The sequence below is a fragment of the Streptomyces oceani genome (genome assembly GCF_001751245.1).
GTDB lineage: Bacteria > Actinomycetota > Actinomycetes > Streptomycetales > Streptomycetaceae > Streptomyces > Streptomyces oceani.
The window spans coordinates 41,165-62,368 of record NZ_LJGU01000141.1 but is presented as its reverse complement, the minus strand read 5'-3'; the positions used below and the strand labels follow the sequence as shown (position 1 = coordinate 62,368).

The following is a 21,204-nucleotide window of genomic DNA, read 5'->3' as shown; positions in this document are numbered from 1 at the left end:
GACGCCGGGGCGGCCGACGCGGTGCTGGCGCCGGCGCCCGGCGGACCGCCCGCGCCTCGCACCGTACGCGCGGCGTACGGGAACGCGGTGTCGTACCGTTCGCGCAATGCGGGCCACGGCGAGGGCGAGGGGCCGCTCTCCTCGCCCGGAACCGTACGCCCGTCGCGCGACCACTCGCGCAGCAGCGCCTCGTAGATGGGTGTGCGAGGAGAGTCCGCGGCGGGACGCGGAACCGTTTCTGCCGGCGCCCCAACGGTCGCCCAGTGCTTCAACGTTACTGCCATGGACTGACTAACGAGCGAGTCCGCCCGCGGGTCACCCAGGCGGCCCAGTCGGATGCGAACCGCCGACGGGGCCCCAGGACGTGCCCGTTCGGACGTGGCCCGGACCCGGGTCCGGACCTTTCCTGGCCCCGACCCGGGTGTGACCCGCGCGGGCGACACCTCAGCTCGGAAAGCGACCGTCCGGGTCGTACGCCGCGCGGACGTCCGCCAGCCGCCGCCGGATTGCCGGCTCATGCCGGTCACGCCGCTCACTCTCCTCCGTGACACCGAACTGGAAGTTGACGAACCGCCCCACCGTCCAGCGCGCCAGGGGCCCCTCCAACTCCCGGTGGAAGGCACGGGCCTCGCCCTCCCGCTCCTCCTCCGCCACGGACAGCACGCTCAGCGCGTACGCCGCGTCGCGATGCCCCACGGCGTTCCCGCCGCGCGGCGGCCGGGCCAGGGCGCCGCCGAGGTGTTGCAATTGGACGACGGTGAAGAACTCCGCCGCCGGCCCGCCCCGCTCGACGTACTCCAGCACGGACGGCACGTCCAGCTCCCGCAGCAGCACGTTGCTCCCGGTGTACGCGTGCGGTTCGGTCGGGTCGCTGTGGATGGCGGGGCTCCGCTCGTACGGCATGTCCGCGAGCTGGTCCGTCAGCGGGCCCAACTCCCGCAGCGGCGCGACGAGCCGCTCGCCCTCCGCCGCCGAGCCGGTGAAGGCGATCCGCACGCCCAGCACGTGCCGCCCACGCAGCGGCTCCGGCAGCGCGGGCACGTCCGGGAGGACGATCGCCATCACGGACGAGGTCAACCGCTCGGTGAGCCCGGCGGTCCAGTCGCGGTACACCGTCAACACCTCCTTCGCGCGCCCCGCGTCGAACATCAGCGAACCGCCGTAGATCCGGGCCACCGGCACCAGGTCGATCTCCATCCCGGTCACCACCCCGAGGCCGTCCCGGCCGCCCCGCAGGGCCCAGAACAGGTCCGGCTCGTCCGCCGCGGTGACGTGTCGCGACTCACCATCGGCGGTAACCACGTCGAGGGAGCGCACGTGATCGGCCGTGTAGCCGAAGGTCCGGGCCAACAGTCCGACGCCGCCACCCAGGGTGTAGCCGATGACGCCGCTGTGCGGGGCGCTGCCGTTCAGCGGGGCCAGGCCGTGCGGGGTGGCCGCCTCGATGAGCTGCTCCCAGCGCGCGCCGGCGCCCACTCGGGCGGTGCGCGCCTCCGGATCGACGTGTACGTCGTTCATCCGCCGGGTGCTCACCAGCACCCCGCCGCCGCACGGCCCGGGGGTGCCGTGTCCGGTCGCCTGCACCCGTACGGGCAGCGAGCGCGCCGCCGCGTACCGCACCGCCGCCCGTACGTCCGCCGCGTCCAGCGCGCCGACGACGACGTCCGGACGGAGTGTCAGACCGAGCTGATAGCCGGCCAACTCCGCGGCGTACGGGCTCACCCGGGGCTCCTCCGATGCCCCGGCGGCCTCTCCCGGAGCGTCGGCCGTGTGGACCGGCCCGCGCACCCACCGGGCCAGCGCGTGCGGATCGCCGGTGTCATCCGGACGATCCGCTCCCTCCGGTGTGGTACCGCCGGTCGTCTGGGGGTTGCCGCTCATGTCGTGCTCCGTCCGCTCTGCCGTTTCTCGTGTTCAGCAGCCTCGGACGCAAATGTGACAGGTGCCGTCAGGTATCCCGTGCACCCCCGTTCCCGGCTCAAGCACTGACCAGCGCGGCGGGACACACGTCCGCACGTCCCCGTACGAAACGACACGCGGCGGCCGGAGGCTCAATCCGCCACGAACAGCTCCTCGACCGAATCAGCCGTCACCGCACGCGAGAACCACCTCTCCAGGACCTCCAGGTCAGCACAACCCGAGATACGCTCCCGCGCCTCGTCCGTGACCACCACGCCACGCTGCTCCAGCAGACGCAGGATCAACCGCGCCTCGCCCTCCGCACGCCCTTCCGCACGCCCTTCCGCACGCAGGCGCCGCGACGTCTCCGACCGGAAGAAGGAAAGGGGAATCGCCATCAGGTCCCTCCAGACATCTGCTGCCGGGGCGTCGCCCAGGCCGAGTTCGGTGAGTTCGGTGAAGACGCTCGCGGTGTCCTCGTCGAGCGTCTTCAGAGCGGAGGCCAGTGCCTCCAGTATGGCAGCGGCATACGGACCCTTGCCGTGCGTGATCGCCGAGAAGGTGGCGAGTGGCACATCCTCCGCCGCCATGGCCGGATCGGTGACGACGGGCACGTTGTCAGGACCCAGGACAAGCGGGCGCAGGGTGAGCGAGGTCCACTGCGGCGGCCCGATGTGGATCGGCGCTCGCGCCCAACTCGCGGTGCGTTCGTCCTGGCACACGACGAGCAGGACGGGCGGCAGACGGTACTTGGCGTAGAGATGGGCCGCGTAGTAGGCCCAGCTCGCGGACTTCTCCGAGTCCTTACGGCCCTGTGCCTCGACCGCCAGGAGGAAACTGCCGCCCTGCTCCCCGTCGAACCGGAGCAGTGTGTCGACGCGACGCTCCAGCGGACGGATCTCGGTCAGGTCGGTGGGCAGCAGGGATACGTCGTGGGGCTCGTCGAAGGTGAGGCCGAGAGTCCGGAAAGTGCGCGTGAATACACCGGGATCCTCCTGAAAGATCCGATGCATCACCTCGTGCGATGAAGTGACCACACGCTGAACATACGGGCACATGGCGCCGAATAGATCACCAGCCGGGACTTCTCACTCGAACGAATGGCCGACGCATCGAAGTGGTGACGTCCCTGTCCTTGTCGCACCGCCGTGGCTCGAAGCATGCGAGAGGAGCGCGCGCGAGCGTTCGTTACGATGGCCACCATGCGTCGGACGGCCCGCCTCGACCCCCCACGGCAGATGCCGCTGGGGACCCTGGGCGTGCTGGTGCTCACTCTGCTGACCGGCCTGGTGGCGATGCACGGGCAGGTGTCCGCCAGCCCGCCCGGCTCGACCTCCGCCGCGCCGCGTACGGCCGGCGCGGCGGACACCGCCCCGCACTCCGCGGGCATGGTCTCCACCACGCCGCATGCGGCCAGCGCGCCGGGCGTCGTGCCGGAACAGCACGACGCACACCACGCGCCGGGCCCGGTTGGGCTGCCGGACACCACGGAGACGGTGGCCGGGCACGGCCAGGGTTCTTTGTCCGGGGCGCCCGGGCAGCTCGGCTGTCACCCCGCTTCCCCGGAACCCTCTGCACCGCACGGCGGGCTGGCGGCCGAGATGTGCTCGGCCTCGGCGGTGCCGGGCCCGCCGGTGCTGCCGGCGCTGGCCCCGTCCGTGTGCTCCGTCGACGCGGCCGACGACGAGTCCCCCTCCGGTGTGGGCCCGACCACGGCCCCGATCGGCGAGCGGGCACCACCCACCCTCCCGGAACTCCAACTGCTGCGGATATAGCGGCGCCCGCCCGCCGTGCCGGATACGGCGCGACTGCCGGGTGCCCGAGATGTTCCGACTCATCGCGGCAACAGGAGTTCATTCGTCATGCTCAAGCACATCAAGCACGTCAAGCGCACCCAGGACGGCAACACCACGGACGGGCGTCGGTCGGTCCGTCCAACGCGCCGCCGGCGTACGGTCAACGGGCTCACCCTCGGCGCGGTGGCCCTCACCGGCACGCTGGTGCTCGCCGGTTGCGGCTCCGACGAGGACAAGGCTGGCGACCCCGAGGACGACAAGTCCGCCAGGAGTGCGGAGTCCGCGGAGAAGCACAACAAGGCCGACGTGACCTTCGCCAGCGAGATGATCAAGCACCACCGGCAGGCCGTGGAGATGTCCGAGATGGCTCCGGACAAGGCCGGTTCGCAGGAGGTCAAGGATCTGGCGAAGAAGATCAAGAAGGCCCAGGGTCCGGAGATCAACAAGATGTCGGACTGGCTGAAGGGCTGGGGCGAGAAGGTCCCGCCGAAGGGCGCCGGTATGGACCACGGCGGCGACGGCGGTGACGGTGGCGGCCACGGCGGTCACGGTGGCGGTGACGAGGGCGGCGAGTCCGGCATGCCCGGCATGCTGACCGAGAAGCAGCTGAGGGAGTTGCGGAACTCCTCCGGCAAGGACTTCGACAAGAAGTTCATGACGATGATGATCGAGCACCACGAGGGCGCCGTGTCGATGGCCGAGACCGAGCGTGAGGAGGGCGCGAGCGGCAAGGCCAAGAAGCTCGCGAAGCAGATCATCGACGCGCAGGAGAGCGAGATCAAGGAGATGCACGGGATGCTCGGTCACTGACCCGAGCACCAGCCGGCCCGAAGGTCGGCTGGTGCGGTCCGCCGTACGGAGCCCTCCGTGCGGCGGACCGGGTCTCAGGGCGCCTTGGCCGGGCCGTCCCACCCACGGCCGGAGCCGGAGCCGGGGTCGCCCGGGCCGTCCTGGTCCGCCGGCTCCCGCGGCCCCTGGGCCTCCGGCGGTTCCGCCTCCGACTCCGGCTCCGGCTCCGGCTCCGGCGAGTCCTCGATACGCTCGCCGCCGTGCGCGCCCTCCAGGTGAGCTGCGAGTTCATCGCAGTAGAGCCGCTCGTGGTCCACGGCGCCGGTGCGGTAGCCGATACGGCCCAGGATCTGCCCGGTCACGGGCGCGGTGAGCAGCTGGAAGAGCGCGATCAGCACCAGCAGTCCGGCGTACGGGGCGGGCACCCGTACGGCCGCCCCGATCAGCACCAGCACCAGCCCCACCGCCTGCGCCTTCGCCAGGGCCTGTAGCCGGGAGAGGGCGTCGGAGAACCGCAGCACGCCGATCGCCGCCGAGAGGCAGAACAGCGATCCGGACAACACCAACACCGCCGTGACGACGTCCACCACCAGGCTCAACGCATGTCCTCCCGTTCCTCCACCAGCCGTCCGGCGGCGACCGACCCGCTGAAGCCGAGCAGCGCCAGGACGAGCAGCACGGGGAGCACGGAGGTGTAACCGTAGATCGCGACGGCCGCCGTGGCGCCCGCCACGATCTGGGTCACCAGACCGTCCACCGCGATGATGCGGTCGAGCACCCGGGGTCCGCGCACCAGCCGGACGACGAGCAGCAGCGCGGCGACGCAGAGCAGCGCCAGCGCGATCATCACGACGATGTTCATCGGCGGTCAGTCCCTCCGGTGTCGGTACCGTCTCCCGTGTCGCCGCCGTCCCCGGCCTCGCTGTCCGTACGAGCGCCCGCGTCCGTACGAGCGTCCGTACGAGCGCCCCCTCTCGTACGGCCGCCCGCGGGGCCGTCGCCCGGTACCCGCCGGCCCGTCGCGACGTACTCCGTCCCGCCGAAGGCGCGCAGGATGCTGTCCTCGGAGGCCAGGATCTGCCTCCGGTGCTGTTCCAGCTCGGCCTTGTCCCGGACGGGCAGCGAGTGGACGTAGAGCGTGCTGTGCTCGCGGTCGATCTCCAGCACCATGGACCCCGGTGAGAGCCCGGTGAGCTGCACCGCGCCGCGCACCAGTCGGTCGGCGTCGTGCCGCAGTGGCACGGCGACGACCGCGGAGTGGGTGTACGAGCCGTACCGCAGCGCGGCCCAGGACACCGAGGCGCTCGCCCGTAGCAGTTGGATGACCGTACGGACGACGAGCGCCAGGGCCCAGCCGACCCGGAGCGTCACCAGCCGGGCCGAGGGCACCGGGCACACCAGGGTGGTCACGGCCGCCACCAGCACCCCGCTGACCAGCACCACCGGGCTCAGCGAGCCCCACAAGAGGACCCACAGCGCCCAGAGTCCGCAGATCAGCACGATCCAGTCGCGTGCTGGTCCCGGAGACGTGTCCGTCATCGGCCACCCCCTCGGTCAGTCCCTCGGTCAGTCCCTCTGTCAGCCCGATTCCCTTGCACTGGCGGGTCAGCCGCCGCCCCCTCGGCCCGGTCCGTCCCCGTCCGCCAGCCCGTCCCCGTCTGTCGGGCCTCCCCGGCACCGGCGGTCGTCGCGGGCCGGAACTCCGGGGGCAGAACCGCCCGTTGGTAGGCCGTCCGTTCCTTCAGCTCCGCGCCGGCCCGTTCGGTCACCCTGCTCAGCGGCCCCGCCGCCACCGCCAGGCCGACCCCGACCAGCACGATGCCCGCCGTCGCGGCCAGCATGGCGCGGTTGCGGCGGTCCCGCCGGGCCACCCGGGGCGGCCGTTCCGGGCCCTGGGCGAAGACGGCCCGCCAGACCCGGGCCATGGCGTACACGGTGAGCAGGCTGGAGACCAGCAGCGCTCCCAGTACGCCCAGCGCCAGCGCGCCGCCGCCCGCGACCCCGGCCTCGATCAGCGCGACCTTGCCGATGAAGCCGGAGAACGGCGGCAGTCCCGCCAGGCTCATCGCGGTGACCAGGAACAGCACCGCGAGCAGGGTGGGCGGCGGCGGCGCGGTGGTCAGCCGCTGTAGCGCGGCCGTCCCGCTCCAGCCGGCGACCAGTCCGGCGATCAGGAACAGCGCGGCCTGTACGGCGATGTGGTGCACGGCGTACAACAGCGTGCCGCCGATCCCGTCCGCCGTGAACAGCGCGAGCCCGAACAGCATGTAGCCGATGTGCCCGACGAGGATGAAGGACAGCATCCGGTTCAGGTCCTTCTGCACGATGGCGCCGAGCAGCCCCAGCAGCATGGTCGCGGTGGCCAGGCACATCAGCGGGACCCAGGTGTCGTCCCGGGCGAAGACCAGGGTCTGGGTGCGCACCATGGCGTACAGCCCGACCTTGGTGAGGAGCGCGGCGAGTACGGCGGTGATCGGCGCGGGCGCGGTCGGATAGCTGTCCGGCAGCCAGAAGTGCAGCGGGACCATGGCGGCCTTGATGCCGAAGACGATCAGCAGCAGCAGATCCAGCCCGCTGCGTACGCCGTCCGGCAGCTCCTGGATCCGTACGCTCAGATGCGCCAGGTTGACGGTGCCCGTGGCGCCGTAGACCAGCGCGAGGGTGGTGAGGAACAGCAGCGAGGAGAGCAGACTGGCCAGGGTGTACGTCATGCCGGCGTGCACCCTGGAAGCGTCGGTGCCGAGGCTGATCAGCACGTACGAGGCGGCGAGCATCACCTCGAAGGCGACGAACAGGTTGAACAGGTCGCCGGTCAGGAACGCCAGCGCGACCCCGCCGACGAGCACCAGGTAGGTCGGGTGGAAGGCGGGCTTGGCCTCCTGCGACTCGGCGCTGCCCTGGCCGACCGAGAACACCAGGATGCCCAGGCAGACCGTCAGCGCCATTCCGAGCAGCAGCGCCGCCGTACGGTCCGCGACCAGGGCGACGCCGACCGGCGCGGACCAGCCGCCCATGCCGACGGCGACCGGCCCGTCCCGGTCGGCGAGGTAGAGCAGCGCGAAGGCGTCGGCGAGTACGAGCGTCAGCACCGTGAAGCCGACCACGCGCTGCACCGCGGAGCGCCGCCAGAACGCCACGGACAGCCCGGCGGCGATCAACGGAAGCGCCACCGGCGCGAACAACAGGAGCGCCTTCACAGGGTGTTCCCTCCCTCGTCCGCCGCCGTACGGGCCTGGCCGGAACCGTTCGTACGGTGCGGGTCGGCCGCCGCGGCGGAGGCTTCCCGCTGTTGGTTCTCGGCCAGCCGGCGGTCCTCGGCGTCGTCTCGCACCTCGTCGTTGCCGTGCAGTTGGCGGCTGCGGTAGACGAGGGACAACAGGAAGATGGTGAGCGCGAAGGTGATCACGATCGCGGTGAGGGCCATGGCCTGCGGCAGCGGGTCGGCGGACGGTTCGTCACCGATCCGGGCGGCGCCGATGATCGGCGGCGCGCCGGGCGAGCCGGCGGCGATGAGCAGCAGCAGGTTCGTCGCGTGTCCCAGCAGCAGGAAGCCGAACAGCAGCCGCATCAGGGTGCGTTGGAGCAGGAGGTAGCAGCCGGCCGCGAACAGGCCGCCGACCACGACGGCCGCTGCCACGTCGGGTGGGTTCACTGGTCCGCTCCTCCCGTGGATGGGCCGGGCTCCGCCGGCGGTGGCTCCTGTCCCCGCTCGTGTGCCTGCTCCCGTCCCCGCTCGGGTCGGTGCTCGGAACCGTTCCCGTACGACCTGCCCGGTTCGTGCCCGTACGCCTCCGCGGACGCGTGCGGTCCCGGGGACTCGCGCGGCTCCGCGGACGCGTGCGGCTCCTCGCTGCCGACCAGCTGCCCGGTGCCGGTCGGTCCGCTCGCCCCCTCCGGTTCCTGTACGCCCACCGGCTCGCGGGCCGGCCCGGCGGCGGAGATGAGCAGCATGCCGACGCCGGCGACCACGAGATAGACGCCGATGTCGAAGAACAGGCTGGTGGCGAGCTTGACCTTGCCGAGTACCGCCACGTCGAACTGCACCAGCGTGGACGTCAGTGGCTCGGAGCCGTCCACCACCGGGCCGAGTCCGGCCGCGCCCGCCAGGGCGAGGCCGCCACCGGCCACGATTCGTGGGTCCAGCGGGCCGGAGAAGCGCGGGTCGCCCCAACCGCCGGTGAGGTAGCGCAGCGCGAACGCCAGCGCGGCGACCAGGCCGCCGGCGAAGCCGCCGCCCGGCCGCCAGTGCCCGGAGAACAGCAGGTACACCGACAGCACCAGGACGCACGGGAAGAGCAGCCGCACCACCGCGTCCAACAGCAGGGACTTGCGATGCTCAGGCAGTTCGATCGGCGGGCGCCACGGCTGGTCGCTGTCCGCCAGCCGGTGCTGCCCGAGCAGCGTCGCCGAGCCGAGCGCGGCCACCAGCAGCACGGCGATCTCGCCGAAGGTGTCCATGGCGCGGTAGTCGACGAGGATGGCGTTCACGACGTTGTACGAGCCGGTCTCCGTCACCCGCTCGATCATCGCCCGAGCGATCGTCGGGTCCGTACGGGCACTGCTCACCACCAGGGCGAACAACCCGAAGAAGGTCCCGAGCGCCAGCGCCAGGGTGGCCCGCAGCAGCCGGGTTCGCGGGAGGGTGTGTCTGGTCCCGAGGTCGGCGGGCAGGCCACGCAGGACGAGCACGATGATGATCAGCGTCAGCGACTCCACGAGGAACTGCGCCAGCGCCAGGTCCGGCGCCCCGTGCAGGAGGAAGAGCCCGGCCACGCCGTATCCGACGGCGCCGGCCAACAGCACCCCGGTCAGCCGGTGTCGGGCCGCCACCAGCGCGCCTGCGGCGGCGAGCACCACGACGCCGAGCGTCGCCTGGATCGGCGACTCCCACAGCGCCGGCCGGCGCATCGGCACGTCCCCGGACACGGCGCCGAACAGCAGCGCGCTGCCGGGCAGCAGCAGCACCGTGCTCAGTATCACCGTCAGATACACCGGCAGGGAGCCGACCTGGGTGCGTCGGGTCAGCTGCACGGCGAAGGCGTTCAGGCCGTCGAGCACGCTCCAGTACGCCTCGTACGCCCCCGGCAGCAGCGGCAGCCGGCGACGCTGACGGCGTATCACCCGGTTCGCTCGGAAGAAGGCCAGCCCGAGCAGCAGCGCCAGCACGGACAGGCCGAGGACCGGAGTGAAGCCGTGCCACAGCGCGACATGGTACGGCTTCGGGCCGCTGGGCAACCGGTCCGCGTACGGTCCCGCCAGTTCGTCGATGACCGGATACGCCACGCCGAGGAGCACGCCCAGCACCGCCAGCACGGAGACCGGGGCCAGCAGCCGGGGCTCCCGCCGGCGGATGTGTACGGGCGGCACGCCGGGTCGGTCGGCGAAGGCGCCCCAGAGGTAGCGGGCGCTGTACGCCACCGTCAGCACCGCGCCGACGAACAGCCCGGCGAGCACCCAGCCCTGGTAGCCGGCGGCGGGCGCGTCCGGGTCACCGACGATCGGCTCGGGGTGCAGGAACGCCTCGAACGCCGCCTCGTGGCCGAGGAAGCCGATCAGCGGGGGCGCGCCCGCCATGGAGGCGGCGGCCAGCACCGCCATCCACATCAGCCAGGGTTGACGCTTCCCGAGGCCGTTCAGCTTGCGCATGTCGCGGGTGCCGGTGATCCGGTCCACGGCGCCGGTGGTGAGGAACAGCCCGGACTTGAACAGGGCGTGCGCCAGCAGCATCGTCTCGCCGGCCAGCGCCGAGGTGTGCCCGCCGTGCCCGAACAGCATGATGAGCAGACCGAGTTCGCTGATGGTGCCGTACGCCAGGACCCGCTTCAGGTCGTGTTCGCGCAGCGCCTGCCAGGCGCCCGCGACCAGCGAGAGGAGGCCGACGCTGAGCACGAGCGTCTGCCAGGTGGGCAGTCCGGCGAAGCCGGGTGCGAACCGTCCGACGAGATACACCCCGGCCTTGACCATCGCCGCCGCGTGCAGGAAGGCGCTGACCGGGGTGGGCGCCACCATGGCCGCGGGCAGCCAGGCGTGCAGCGGCATCTGCGCCGACTTCGCGAACGCGCCGATCAGCACCAGCACCACCGCGGCCGTCACCTCGCCGCCGCGCGGTGGGTCGGCGACCAGTGCCGACACCCGGTACGTCCCGGCGCTCTCGCCCAGCATGACGAAGCCGAGCAGCATGGCCAGCCCGCCGGCCGCGGTGGTGACCAGCGCCTGTTCGGCGGCGCGGCGGTGCGCGGTGGTACGTCCCACTCCCGCGATGAGCAGGAAGGAGACGATGGTGGTCAGCTCCCAGAAGACGTACAGCAGAAGCAGGTTGTCCGCGGTGACCAGCCCGATCATGGCGCCGGCGAAGGCGACCAGCAGAGCGGACTCCCGGCCGTGCCCGCCGCTGCTGTAACGGTGGCTGTAGACCAGCACGAGCGTGCCGACGAGGCTGACGATCGAGGTCATCAGCAGCGCCAGGCCGTCCAGTCGGAAGCGCACCTCCAGGTGCAGGACGGGGGCCCAGGAGAAGTGCTGGTCCGGGGTGTCGCCGCCGAGCACGCCCGGGATCTGCGTCAGTGACCAGACCAGTGTCGCCAGCGGCACGCAGGTGGCCACCCACCACGCGGCACGGCCGTACCGGCGCCCGACCGAGGGCAGTACGGCGGACAGCACGGCGTGGGCGGCGATCAGTACGAGCACACATCACTCCTGCGCACCGGCGCGCGGACGAGGTCTGGCTGTGCGTCAGCGAGCGGCGGGGGGACGGGTCGGTGCGGAACGGTCGGCGTGGATGATCGGTACGGACGGTGGTATGCGTATCCGGTTGTATCCATGTCCCGGCGGCTGTACGGGTCGGCACGCGGGGGCGGTCGTCCCGGTCACCCGCTGGAGGCCCGGGTCTTACCCGTTCGTGCCAATGGTGGACGCTGTTCCCGAGCAGCGTCGTACGTATGCACGAGGCGCATGCCTCATCCCGTACGCACCGCGGGATCGTCCCGTGCGCACCGCGGGCTTGCCCGAAGGCATCAGCGTCAGGCGTGTGGGCGGGGCGAGCACAGGGCGCCCGGCATACGCGGAATTTCGCCCGCACGTGTAGAGGATTCACTAGCGGGGGTGACCCTAGGGTTCCTCGAAATGGGAAAGCCCTGGGCCCGGGCGCGAACTCCGGACAGCGCGAAGGAGCATGGTAATCAAATGGACCAAACCGCGGAAAACCACACCGTTTCGCCCGGGTTTTCTGATGGCCCGTCGCATTACCGAGCCGACGCGCCGGAATGGAAAGCGCTCTCTCGGTCCCTCGCCACACGCTCGGCCACCGGACGAAGAACCGTACCAATCGGGAGACGAAACTGATGCCCCGCACCGGTAGGACCAGATCGCTGCTGGCCGTACTCCCGCTGCTCGCCCTCACCGCCTGCGGCGAGGCGCAGCAACAGGACGATCGCTCCCCGATCACCCTGGTGAACCCGACCTGGAGCAACGGCCAGGCGAACGTAGCCGTCGCCGCCGAGATCCTGGAGAAGGAACTCGACTACGACGTCAAGGTGGTCAAGCTGGACTCCGAGGACGCCTGGAAAGCCCTGCACAAGGGAAAGGCGGACGCGATTCTCGAGGACTGGGGCCACCCGGACCTGGAGAAGAAGTACGTCAACGAGAAGAAGACCGTGGTGTCGGCCGGGGACATGGGATTCGAGGGTCACATCGGCTGGTACGTCCCGGAATACCTCGCGAACAAACACCCGGACATCATCAACTGGAAGAATCTGAATCGCTACGCGCACCTCTTCCGTACGGCGGAGACCGGGAAGAAGGGGCGCCTGTTGGAGGGGTCACCGAAGTTCGTGACCCGGGACGACGACATCATCAGGAGCCTCGACCTCAACTACGAAACGGTCTACGCGGGCAGCGAGAAGGCACAGATCGAGGAGATGCGGAAGCGGGCGAAGAAGCGTGAGCCCTTCCTGACGTACTGGTGGCGACCGCACTGGATCAGCACCGAGATCAAGCTGGTGCAGGTCAACCTGCCGATGTACTCCTCGGGCTGCGCCAGCAACGAGCACAACGCGTCCTGCGGCTATCCCGAGTCGGAGCTGCGCAAGTACTTCAACGCCGACTTCGCCGAGGAACGGGAGAAGCCCGCCCAGCTCCTGAAGAACATGAACTGGAGCGAGGAGGACCAGAACCAGGTGGCCGGTGAGATCGCCGGCGGCACCCCGCCGCGCGAGGCCGCCCGGGAGTGGGTCAAGGACTCCGAAGCGGTCTGGCGGACCTGGTTCATGGGCGTCTGACGCGCCGTTACGACACGGCGTCGCAGCGGCACAGCGCAGCTGTCCCGGGAGCCGAGCACCCGCTCATGCCGACGACCGCCATGGCCCCACCCCCTCGGGTCCCGTCGTACCGCCGGCGGCCGGCGTCAGCCCACCAGCCGCTTGCGCCAGTCCAGCGGGTCGATCCGCATGAGGTCAGCGGCGCCGCCCCGAGCGGCCACGACGCCGCCCGGCCCGCGTCGCGTACCCCCGTGCCGGACGCGGACCCGGACCCGGGCCGGACGGCGACCCTGGCTGCCCCGGCGGCCCTGGCTGCCCCGGCGGTCAGCGCAACTGAGCCATGAGTCCGGCCATGTCGGAGCAGATCCACTCCTCGGCGATCACCCCGTCCTCGACGCGGTAGATCTCGTTGCTGGTGTAGCTCACTTCCCTGCCCGTCGCGGGGATCCCCTGGAACTCGCCCGTATGCGTGCCACGGAAGGTGAGCCGCATGGCGACGCGGTCACCGGACCCGAACACGTCCTCGATGTGCGCCTGCATGTCGGGGAAGCCCTGCCGCATGATGTCCACGCCCTGCTGCCAGACGTCCTGTCCGTAGCGGGTCGGCGCGCCCGCGAGGTTGATGACGAACTCCGAGGCCATGCGCGACGTACAGGCCGCCAGGTCGCCCGCGTTGAAGGCGTCAAAGGTCGTACGCATCAGCCGCACGTTGTCGACGGCGGAAAGTTCTGTGGTTGGCACTGCCGGCCACCTCCGGGCCTACTCGCTGACGTTGTCACCGCCCGGGCCGCTCGCTGCGCCCCGAGCCAATACTGAAGTTAACACATTATGAGGCTGCCTCAGTAAAGTAGGCTCTACTCCATGGCTCCCACGGCTCCCAACACCCCTCCCAGCGACGACGCGCCCGCCCAGGTGCTCGACCTGCTACTCGCCGTCAGCACGCTCATCACCGAGGACACCGCGGAGTTCGCCACCCGGGAGGGCATGACACCCGCGCGACTGCACCTGCTGTGGGAACTGTCCGCCGCCGACGGGGCGCTGCCGCCGAACGCCCTGGCGCACCGACTCGACGTCACCGCGCGTACGGTCACCGGGCTCGTCGACGGGCTCGCCGCCTCGGGACACGTCCGGCGGGAGGCCAACCCACGGGACCGGCGCTCCACCCTCGTCGTCCTCACCACTAGCGGGGAGGCGTTCACCCGGCGCCTGCGGCAGATGCGCGCCGACCTCGCCCACCAGCTGTTCGACGGGGCGCCGGAGGGGCGGGCCAGCGCGCTCCGCGAACACCTCGAGTTCGTCCTGGGCCGGCTGCGCACGCTGGTGGACGAGGCCCCCGGAGACACCCGCCCGGCGACCAGTTGACCGTACGGCCGCCGCCCCACCTCCTCGGCCGGCACCCGGCCGCCCGGTGCCGTGCTCCCCGTACCAACACCTCCGTACGGCGAACGCGCCCCGGTTCGGACGAATGTTCCGGGTGCCGTCCCACCCCGTGCTGTCCTGACCCGATGGCAGCAACGCGAGGGGTGGCGATCGTCACCGGCAGTTCGAGCGGAATCGGTCAGGAGACGGCGCGGGCGCTGGCACGACGCGGGTTGGCCACCGTGCTGGTCGCCCGCCAGCGGGACCGGCTGGAGGCGCTCGCCCGGGAACTCGCCCCGTACGCGCCGAGCGTGCCGCTGCCGCTGGACCTCTCGCACGGCGAGGACACGGTCGACTCCGTCCTCGCCGAGGCCACCGCACGCACCGGCCCCGCCGACGTGCTGGTGAACTGCGCTGGACACGGCATGTACGGCTCCTTCCTGGACACCGCCGCCGACGAGCTGCACACGCTGATGCGGGTGCACTACTTCGGCCCCGTCGCCGCGATCCGCGCCGTGCTCCCGAGTATGCGGGCCCGGGGACGCGGTCACGTCATCAACATCTGCTCCATGTCCAGCAAGATGGGCCCCTGGGGCCACACCGGCTACGCCGCGGCGAAGGCGGCGCTCAGCACCTTCACGGAGTCCCTGGCCACCGAGTACTCGCACAGCGGGGTGCGGTTCAGCGTCGTCCATCCCGGCCTCGTGGACACCCCGTTCTTCGAGCGCGGGGACCTGCCGAGGCTGCGCGTCCGGACGGAACGCCGCATGATCCAGCCCGAGTTGGTCGCCCGTACCGTCGTGGGGCTGCTGGACCGCCCCCGTCTGCAGACCTGCGTGCCCCGGCACTACCGCCTGGTAGACGCCATCGCGGCCTGTAGCCCGACTCTGCTGCACCGGCTCGTGGCCCGGCAGAGCCGGCCGCACGCCCTGCTCGGAGGTGTGGGAGACAGACCGTGACCGGGCCGCGGACCCCGGAGCCGGAGCGTCGTCCCTCGGTCGCGGTGCTCATGGAGCTGCTGCGTACTCCGCGGGCCGGTGGTCAGGTCAAGTGCTGGGAGCGGTTGGCCGAGGCCGCCGCCGGGCTGGATCCGGGCGAGTTGGGCGTGGACCTGACCGTCTACGTGCTCGGCGCCCGCTACACCGTACAGCCGCTCTCCCCCGCCGTACGCTTCGTCGCGCTGCCGCCGCTGCTGGCCACCGGACGACTCCCGATAGCCGCCGGGGTGGACGTCACGGACCTCGCGCCGTACCGGGTCGACCTGGCCAGGCTGCTGCGCGGGCACACCGTGTGGCACCTGACGCACCTCTTCGCCTTCACCGCGACCGCCGCCCGGATGCGGTACCGGCCGCGGATGGTCGCCTCCGTGCACACCGACGTGCCGGCGCTGGCCGCCGCCCTGCTGCACGGTACGGACCCGCGTGCGGCGCGGCTGACCCGTACGCTGCTGAGCCGGCGACGGGACCGCTTCCTGCGGCTGTGCGACCACACCCTGGTCGCGGAGCCCGAACAGCGTGCCGAACTCGCCAGCGTCGTCGGCCCGGAGCGGCTGTCGTTGCTGGGCAGAGGGGTCAGTCCGGAGCGGTTCCATCCCGACCCGACCGCCCGCCCGGAGTTCCTGCGCCGGCACGGCATTCCGGAGGGGGAAACCCTGGTGCTGTTCGCCGGGCGCGCCGACGCCTCGAAGCGGCCGCTGCTCGTCGCCGAGGCGGTACGACGGCTGCGTGCGCGGGGTCGGGCCGTGCGGCTGGTGGTCGCCGGCGACGGGCCGGACACGCCACACGTGCGGGAACTGCTGCCGGACGGCTCCGTCCTGCTGGGGGTACTCCCGCAGCACGAGTTGGCGCGTTCCTACGCGGCCTGCGACCTGCTCGCCTTCCCGTCCCGCAGCGAGACCATCGGGAACGTCGTCGGAGAGGCCCTCGCCAGCGGCCTACCGGTGGTACTGCCGGCGGGTGCCCGTACGGGCCGGTGGCTGAGCCGGCCGGTCAGTGACCGGTCGGAGCCCGAGCCGGCAGACGTGGCGTCGGACGGGCCGGGGCGCGGGCCGCCGTACGGACTGGGGCACGTACCGCCGGACGGCCTGCTGGTGACCGACGGCACCGTGGGCGGGTGGACGGCGGCCCTGGAACGGCTGGTGGACCGGCCGCGGTTGCGCGCACGGATGTCCGAACAGGCCAGGCTGGGCGCGCGACACGGGTTGCGCGACTGGACACGGGTGCTGACGGAGGACGTACTGCCGCGCTGGACCGTGCCGGCGACCCAGCCCTCCGGCGCCCGGCGGCACCCGGCAGACGGCGAGTGACCAGGTGCTGATCGCCGTCGTCGCCGCGCTCGCCGCCGGCGCCTGCTTCGCGTTGGCCGGCGTGCTGCAGCAACGCGCGGCCTCGGCCCGGCCTGAGTATGAGTCGCTCTCCCTCCGGCTGCTGCTCCACCTGTGCACCCAGCCGGTGTGGCTCGCCGGTATCGCGCTCGCCCTACTGGCGTACGTCTGCCAGGCGCTGGCGCTGGCACACGGGCCGCTGACGCTCGTACAGCCGCTGATCGTCAGCGAGCTGATCTTCGCGATCCCGCTGTCCGCCCGGCTCTACCGGACCAGACTGCGCGGTAGGGAATGGCTCGGGATCGTCGCGGTCACCGGCGGACTTGCGACCGCGCTGGGGGCGGCGAGCCCGGACCCGGGCAGCCCGGTGGCGAGCGTCACCCAGTGGCTGCTCACCCTGGGCTCGGTCGCCGCCCTGGCCGGAGCGGTGTTGCTCGGCAGCCGCCGGTTCTCCGGGGCGCCGCGGGCCTCGCTCATCGCGGTCGCCGGCGGCCTGGTGATGGGCCTACAGTCGGTGCTGCTGGACGCGGCGATCGAGCAACTGGGCGAGTCGGCCGTACAGTTCCTGACCGCGTGGCAGACGTACCTGATGGTGGCGGTGAGCATCGGCGGGCTACTGCTGATCCAGAGCGCCTTCCAGGCGGGACCGCTCGCCGCCAGCATGCCGGTCTTCGACGCGGTCGAGCCGGCGGTCGCCATCACGGTCGGGGTACTGCTCTTCGGGGAGACGGTCCGCGGCGGCTGGGTCGCCGGGCCGCTGACCGTGGCGGGTACGGCGGTGCTCGTGGCCGGCATCGTGCTGCTGGACACCTCGCCACTGCTGGCCAGGGCACGACAGGGCTGAGGGGCACGGCGGAGCTGAGGGGCACGGCGGGCTGAGGCACACCGTCCACGACTCCCCGCGCTCGCGGGCCGGTCCGTACGGATGGAGGAGTCGGCGGAGTGCCGCCGGGGCGCGGCCCCGGCGGCACTCGCGCGCGTCAGATGCCGCAGTCCGGCGCTTCCCAGGTCTTGCTGTCCTTGTGGTCCACGTGGATGTGGTCATCGTGGTCCGGGTACCCGGGGCCGAGGATGGTGTTGAACCCGTGGTTGCGGGCGGCCTTCGCGATGTCGCACAGGCTGTGCGGGGTCTTGCCCATGTCCGCCGCGTAGCCGTACATGTGACGGCTGTTGGGCGAGCCGCCCACGTCCGCGTTGCACGACTTGGACCGGAAGCCGCTCGTGATGCGGATGGACTCGTCGCCCATCGCGTGGCGCAGCGCCTGCAGCTTCCACATGGTGCGCTTGGCGCTCTCCTTGGCCGTCGCCGCGGAAACCATGCCGCCGCTCCAGTCGGAGTTGCACTTGTTCAGTTCGGCGAAGTCGAAGTTCGCCGGGCTGCAGTCGTCATCCTGCAGTTCGTAGATCTTGTTGTACGTCGCCTCGTCGGCCTTGCCGGTCTCCGAGAGTCCGTACGCCTTCTGGAAGCGCTTCACCGCCGCGGTGGTGAGCGGACCGAAACTGCCGTCCGGGGCGAGCACTTCGCCGGAAGCCGGGTAGCCGCCGAGCCGGATCTGCAGCTCGGTCACCGCGTCGCCCTTGGCTCCCTCGGCCAGCTCCTTGTCCCAGGTGAAACAGCCGTCAGCCTGGCTGGTGTTCACCGCCGCACCGGCCGTGTCGTCGGTGCTCGCCTGGGCCATGGTGGTGCCGGCGACGGCGGTCGACGCGGCTGCCGCGAGACCGATGGTGATCTTGATTGAACGTCTGCGCATGGGGGGTCCTCCTAGTAAAGGCCCATCGCACGATGCCGCCAAGGCAGGTTCACGTCAATGATTGATGCCGATGCCACGCTTCCACGTCCCTCTTCTGAGCGAACGCCCGAAACACCCGCGAAAAGTCGCTCCTGCTCCCTCCGCGCTCCCCTCGGAACCCGTACGAGCGCCTCGAACCTCCCGCGAGGGCGCGTCATCCAACTGACGGGCGGCCCACCGCATCCGTGCACGCGCGACTCTCCCGCCGGGACCCCGCCATGGGCCGCGGCGTGGGGACCACCAAGGAACGAAAGGGGGTTGTTCACCGACCCCGGGACACTTGGTGAACAACCCGCTGGGCGCTGGACTTGAGGCGTGCGTATCGGCCCGCCGCTGTGGGAGGGGCCGTCAGATCCGCTTTGGGAAGGCGTGAGGTGGGTGCGCGACGTATGGAGAAGGTTCGTGGCTGGGATGTGGGAATGGGGGCTGGGTGCCCTCTGCTTGGGGGTCCTACTTCTCCTCGGTGGCTTGGTGGCCGCCGTGATCGGTAACAAGGTGCTTGAGCCTCCCCCGTCGCCCTACCGAGTGGAGTTCTCCGCGAGCGGCGCCCCCTGCTCCGAGGACTCCCGGGATGCGGAGTCCGTCGTGATCAGCCGCGAGAGCGGAGAGCAGCTGTGGTGCTCCCCCTACTGGGGAGGGCCTGCCGCTTCGGAGGAGCCGCCCTCAGGCGAGTTCGACCCGTCCGAAGTCGACCGGATCACCGACCTGACGCGGTCTCTCACCCCTCTGGGCCTGAGCACCGCTGACGAGCGGGAGGTGAAGCGGCTGGTGGACAAGATCAGCCGCGAGAACGGTTACGAGACCGGAAGTGAGTCGAGCCCGGTGAGGATCTTCGGCTTCTACGCGATGGCTGTCGGGGCGGGCTTGACCGCTCTTGGCGGTCTCCTGGCGTGGATGGGCTTGTAGCCCCGGCTTCCCAAGGGCACGGAACTCAGGCAGGCCGCGCCCCGGCCCCTGAAACACCACCATCAGTCGCCGCGCCGACTGCGTCCTGTCCGCCTGGCGACTCCTCCTCGTCCGATCTGATCACCTGGCGACCTGATCGAAGGCGGGGAGGCGCACGCTGTCGGCGCTCGCGCTGTTGAGGGAACTCAGCAGAGCTCTGGAAGACTCACCGGACGTCGCACTGAGCCGCTTGAGTCTCCAGCGGCTGGAGAGTCCAGGATCTCGCCCATGAAGGATGAACGCCCCGACGTGCTCACGATCGGCCAGCTCGCGCACCGCACCGGACTTCCGGTGCGTACCCTGCGCTTCTGGTCGGACGAGGGAGCGGTGCCGCCCGTGGCCCGCTCCGCGAGCGGCTACCGGCTGTACGACGCCGAGTCCGTGGCCCGCGTCGAGCTGGTCCGCACCCTGCGGGAGCTGGGCCTCGGGCTCGACGACGTGTGCCAGGTGCTGAGCGGCCGGACCACGGTCGCCGAGGTCGCCAATGCGCACGTGGCCGCGCTCGACGCGCGGATCCGCTCGCTCAAGGTGAGCCGGGCCGTCCTGTCCACCGTGGCGACACGCGGTTCCACCGCTGAGGAGACAGCACTGATGAATCGGTTGGCGCGGCTTTCCGCCGCCGAACGCAAGCAGATCATCGACGAGTTCAAGAAGGAGGTGTTCGACGGCCTCGACGTCGACGCGGATCTGCGCGACCGCCTACACACCTTCAGCATCGAATTGCCCGACGACCCGACCCCTGAGCAGGTCGACGCCTGGATCGAACTGGCCGAACTGGTGCGGGATCCCGGCTTTCGCGCCCGATTGCGCACATGGATGGAGCTCAACACGCCCGCACCGGGGCAGGGCCGTCCTCCCGGGGCGTCCATCTGGTGGGCCAGGCACGTCGTGCAGACCGTCGCGGAGGTAAGAGAACGCGGGGTCACCCCCGAGGGACCGGAGGCGGCCGAAATGCTGTCCGAGCTGTTCGACGGCGCCGATCGGGCCGCCGTGCTGGGCAGCCTGAAGGCAGGAATCGAGGCGGAGGCGGAGCGCTACCGCAGGCTTGTCGCCCGCGTGCGCGGGCAGGATTCCTCGCCCGACGCGACCGAGGAACTGGAGTGGCTGGCACGGGCCCTGCGCGCCGCGGATCACACCGAGGTCGACCCTGCGGGTTGAACGCGAACCACGGGACCAGTCCTGACAATCGGGGCAAAGCGCCCGCGGGTTCATGCTGGAGAGCATTCAGTTTCCGCGAACTCGCGGGCTTCACTGACCTCCGCACCGTTGGCCGGTCTCGTACCTCGCGCACCCCGCCAACGCGCGTACCGGTTCGCGCTCCGGGCACGCCAGCAGCTCGCCAGACGTCGAAAAAGGCGGCGGCCCGACCGGGAAACCCCAGTCAGACCGCCGAACACGCAGGTCAGAGCGTTGCGAACAACCCTCGGACCGGTAGGCCGTGTGGGACTCGAACCCACAACCAACGGATTAAAAGTCCGCTGCTCTGCCAATTGAGCTAACGGCCCGCCCCCGCAGCATAGCCCGCCCGCGGGAAGCGTCTCGAAGGCATTCGCGTAAGGGCGTGTGCGCTTCTGACGCGGGTTCAGTGACGGTCAGCCGTTGCGCTTCCAGCGCGGCTTGTCGGCACGCCGATCGAAGGACCGGCCGCCGTTGCCTCGGTTGTACGAGCCGGCACCTCGGTGGTCGTCCCGACGGCCCTGCGGGCGGCGGTCGTTGCCCTCACGACGGTCCCGCCCGTACGGTCGGCGGTCCCGGTCGTTGTCCCGCCGAAAGCCGCGCTCGCCGCCCTCGCGACGGTCCCGGCCGTGCGTACGACGGTCGCGGTCGTCCCCACCCCGGTCGTCCCTACGGGGGCCGCCCCGGTCGTCCTTACGGGGACCACTACGCCGCTGCCCGTACGGCTGCCGGTCCTCCCGCCGGTCGCCACCCCGCTCGCCGCCGCGGTCGTCCCGACGCTGCTCGTCCTGCCGCCGCTCGCGCCGCTCGGCGCGCCGGCGCTCGGCTTCCGCCTCGGCCTTGGCCTCCGCCTCCGCCTCGGCGGCCACCTC

19 protein-coding genes, 1 tRNA gene and 2 pseudogenes are annotated in these 21,204 nt (G+C 71.3%); 9 read left to right on the top strand and 13 right to left on the bottom strand.

All coding sequences use genetic code 11. The annotated features are described in order from the left end of the window. From AN216_RS29785 to AN216_RS20585, 3 genes and pseudogenes are all read right to left on the bottom strand, one after another. Positions 1-284, bottom strand: a pseudogene (locus tag AN216_RS29785) (hypothetical protein); the annotation flags it as partial. Between the two features lie 160 nt (positions 285-444). Further along, positions 445-1,881, bottom strand: a complete 1,437-nt coding sequence (locus tag AN216_RS20590; RefSeq protein ID WP_079166787.1) for an FAD-binding oxidoreductase — start codon at positions 1,879-1,881, stop codon at positions 445-447. A 170-nt stretch (positions 1,882-2,051) separates the two neighbouring features. Further along, on the bottom strand, positions 2,052-2,936 hold the full coding sequence (locus AN216_RS20585) for a hypothetical protein (protein WP_070198194.1): 885 nt from the start codon (positions 2,934-2,936) through the stop codon (positions 2,052-2,054). A gap of 165 nt (positions 2,937-3,101) precedes the next feature. Here AN216_RS20585 and AN216_RS20580 point away from each other — a divergent pair, with 165 nt between their 5' ends. Further along, positions 3,102-3,674 (top strand): DUF6153 family protein, encoded by a 573-nt coding sequence (locus AN216_RS20580; protein ID WP_139140967.1) that lies wholly within the window; start codon positions 3,102-3,104, stop codon positions 3,672-3,674. 87 nt (positions 3,675-3,761) lie between these two features. Further along, positions 3,762-4,505: a DUF305 domain-containing protein gene (locus AN216_RS20575; protein WP_079166786.1), complete on the top strand. Its 744-nt coding sequence runs from the start codon at positions 3,762-3,764 to the stop codon at positions 4,503-4,505. Positions 4,506-4,579: 74 nt separating this feature from the next. Here AN216_RS20575 and AN216_RS20570 read toward each other — a convergent pair whose 3' ends face one another. From AN216_RS20570 to mbhE, 6 genes are read right to left on the bottom strand one after another with little or no spacing between them, the layout of a single operon-like run. Continuing rightward, positions 4,580-5,074: a cation:proton antiporter gene (locus AN216_RS20570; protein ID WP_079166794.1), complete on the bottom strand. Its 495-nt coding sequence runs from the start codon at positions 5,072-5,074 to the stop codon at positions 4,580-4,582. 5 nt (positions 5,075-5,079) lie between these two features. Beyond that, complete coding sequence (locus tag AN216_RS20565; protein ID WP_070198191.1) at positions 5,080-5,346, bottom strand: MrpF/PhaF family protein; 267 nt, start codon at positions 5,344-5,346, stop codon at positions 5,080-5,082. Further along, the gene (locus tag AN216_RS20560; RefSeq protein ID WP_070198190.1) at positions 5,343-6,023 is read right to left on the bottom strand and encodes a Na+/H+ antiporter subunit E; all 681 of its coding nucleotides are present in this window, start codon (positions 6,021-6,023) and stop codon (positions 5,343-5,345) included. The genes AN216_RS20565 and AN216_RS20560 overlap by 4 nt, the downstream gene beginning before the upstream one ends. Continuing rightward, on the bottom strand, positions 6,020-7,681 hold the full coding sequence (locus AN216_RS20555; RefSeq protein WP_070198189.1) for a Na+/H+ antiporter subunit D: 1,662 nt from the start codon (positions 7,679-7,681) through the stop codon (positions 6,020-6,022). The genes AN216_RS20560 and AN216_RS20555 overlap by 4 nt, the downstream gene beginning before the upstream one ends. Next, positions 7,678-8,136, bottom strand: a complete 459-nt coding sequence (locus tag AN216_RS20550; protein ID WP_070198188.1) for a Na(+)/H(+) antiporter subunit C — start codon at positions 8,134-8,136, stop codon at positions 7,678-7,680. Before AN216_RS20550 ends, AN216_RS20555 begins: the two co-directional genes overlap by 4 nt. Then, positions 8,133-11,171: a hydrogen gas-evolving membrane-bound hydrogenase subunit E gene (gene mbhE / locus AN216_RS20545; RefSeq protein WP_070198187.1), complete on the bottom strand. Its 3,039-nt coding sequence runs from the start codon at positions 11,169-11,171 to the stop codon at positions 8,133-8,135. The genes AN216_RS20550 and mbhE overlap by 4 nt, the downstream gene beginning before the upstream one ends. A 653-nt stretch (positions 11,172-11,824) precedes the next feature. On the opposite strand from mbhE, the gene AN216_RS20540 reads away from it, so the two are divergent. Further along, the gene (locus AN216_RS20540) at positions 11,825-12,760 is read left to right on the top strand and encodes a glycine betaine ABC transporter substrate-binding protein (protein ID WP_070198221.1); all 936 of its coding nucleotides are present in this window, start codon (positions 11,825-11,827) and stop codon (positions 12,758-12,760) included. Positions 12,761-13,063: 303 nt separating this feature from the next. Here AN216_RS20540 and AN216_RS20535 read toward each other — a convergent pair whose 3' ends face one another. Next, on the bottom strand, positions 13,064-13,480 hold the full coding sequence (locus AN216_RS20535; RefSeq protein ID WP_244502558.1) for an ester cyclase: 417 nt from the start codon (positions 13,478-13,480) through the stop codon (positions 13,064-13,066). A 120-nt stretch (positions 13,481-13,600) separates the two neighbouring features. Here AN216_RS20535 and AN216_RS20530 point away from each other — a divergent pair, with 120 nt between their 5' ends. The 4 genes from AN216_RS20530 (at position 13,601) to AN216_RS20515 (ending at position 17,265) form a co-directional block, all read left to right on the top strand. Then, a complete protein-coding gene (locus AN216_RS20530) occupies positions 13,601-14,101 on the top strand; it encodes a MarR family winged helix-turn-helix transcriptional regulator (protein ID WP_070198186.1) in 501 nt (166 codons plus the stop codon). A 143-nt stretch (positions 14,102-14,244) separates the two neighbouring features. After that, on the top strand, positions 14,245-15,057 hold the full coding sequence (locus AN216_RS20525; RefSeq protein WP_079166785.1) for an SDR family NAD(P)-dependent oxidoreductase: 813 nt from the start codon (positions 14,245-14,247) through the stop codon (positions 15,055-15,057). Continuing rightward, positions 15,054-16,403: a glycosyltransferase gene (locus AN216_RS20520; RefSeq protein ID WP_244502557.1), complete on the top strand. Its 1,350-nt coding sequence runs from the start codon at positions 15,054-15,056 to the stop codon at positions 16,401-16,403. Before AN216_RS20525 ends, AN216_RS20520 begins: the two co-directional genes overlap by 4 nt. A gap of 4 nt (positions 16,404-16,407) precedes the next feature. Then, complete coding sequence (locus AN216_RS20515; RefSeq protein ID WP_070198184.1) at positions 16,408-17,265, top strand: DMT family transporter; 858 nt, start codon at positions 16,408-16,410, stop codon at positions 17,263-17,265. Positions 17,266-17,401: 136 nt separating this feature from the next. Here AN216_RS20515 and AN216_RS20510 read toward each other — a convergent pair whose 3' ends face one another. Beyond that, entirely contained in the window at positions 17,402-18,172 is a 771-nt protein-coding gene (locus AN216_RS20510) for a D-Ala-D-Ala carboxypeptidase family metallohydrolase (RefSeq protein WP_079166784.1), read from the bottom strand. 441 nt (positions 18,173-18,613) lie between these two features. On the opposite strand from AN216_RS20510, the gene AN216_RS20505 reads away from it, so the two are divergent. Continuing rightward, positions 18,614-19,117: a hypothetical protein gene (locus tag AN216_RS20505; protein ID WP_070198183.1), complete on the top strand. Its 504-nt coding sequence runs from the start codon at positions 18,614-18,616 to the stop codon at positions 19,115-19,117. 267 nt (positions 19,118-19,384) lie between these two features. Continuing rightward, entirely contained in the window at positions 19,385-20,314 is a 930-nt protein-coding gene (locus AN216_RS20500; RefSeq protein WP_070198182.1) for a helix-turn-helix domain-containing protein, read from the top strand. 274 nt (positions 20,315-20,588) lie between these two features. On the opposite strand, the gene AN216_RS20495 is transcribed toward AN216_RS20500, so the two are convergent. Further along, positions 20,589-20,661, bottom strand: a tRNA-Lys gene (locus tag AN216_RS20495). Between the two features lie 87 nt (positions 20,662-20,748). Then, positions 20,749-21,204, bottom strand: a pseudogene (locus AN216_RS29385) (DEAD/DEAH box helicase); the annotation flags it as partial.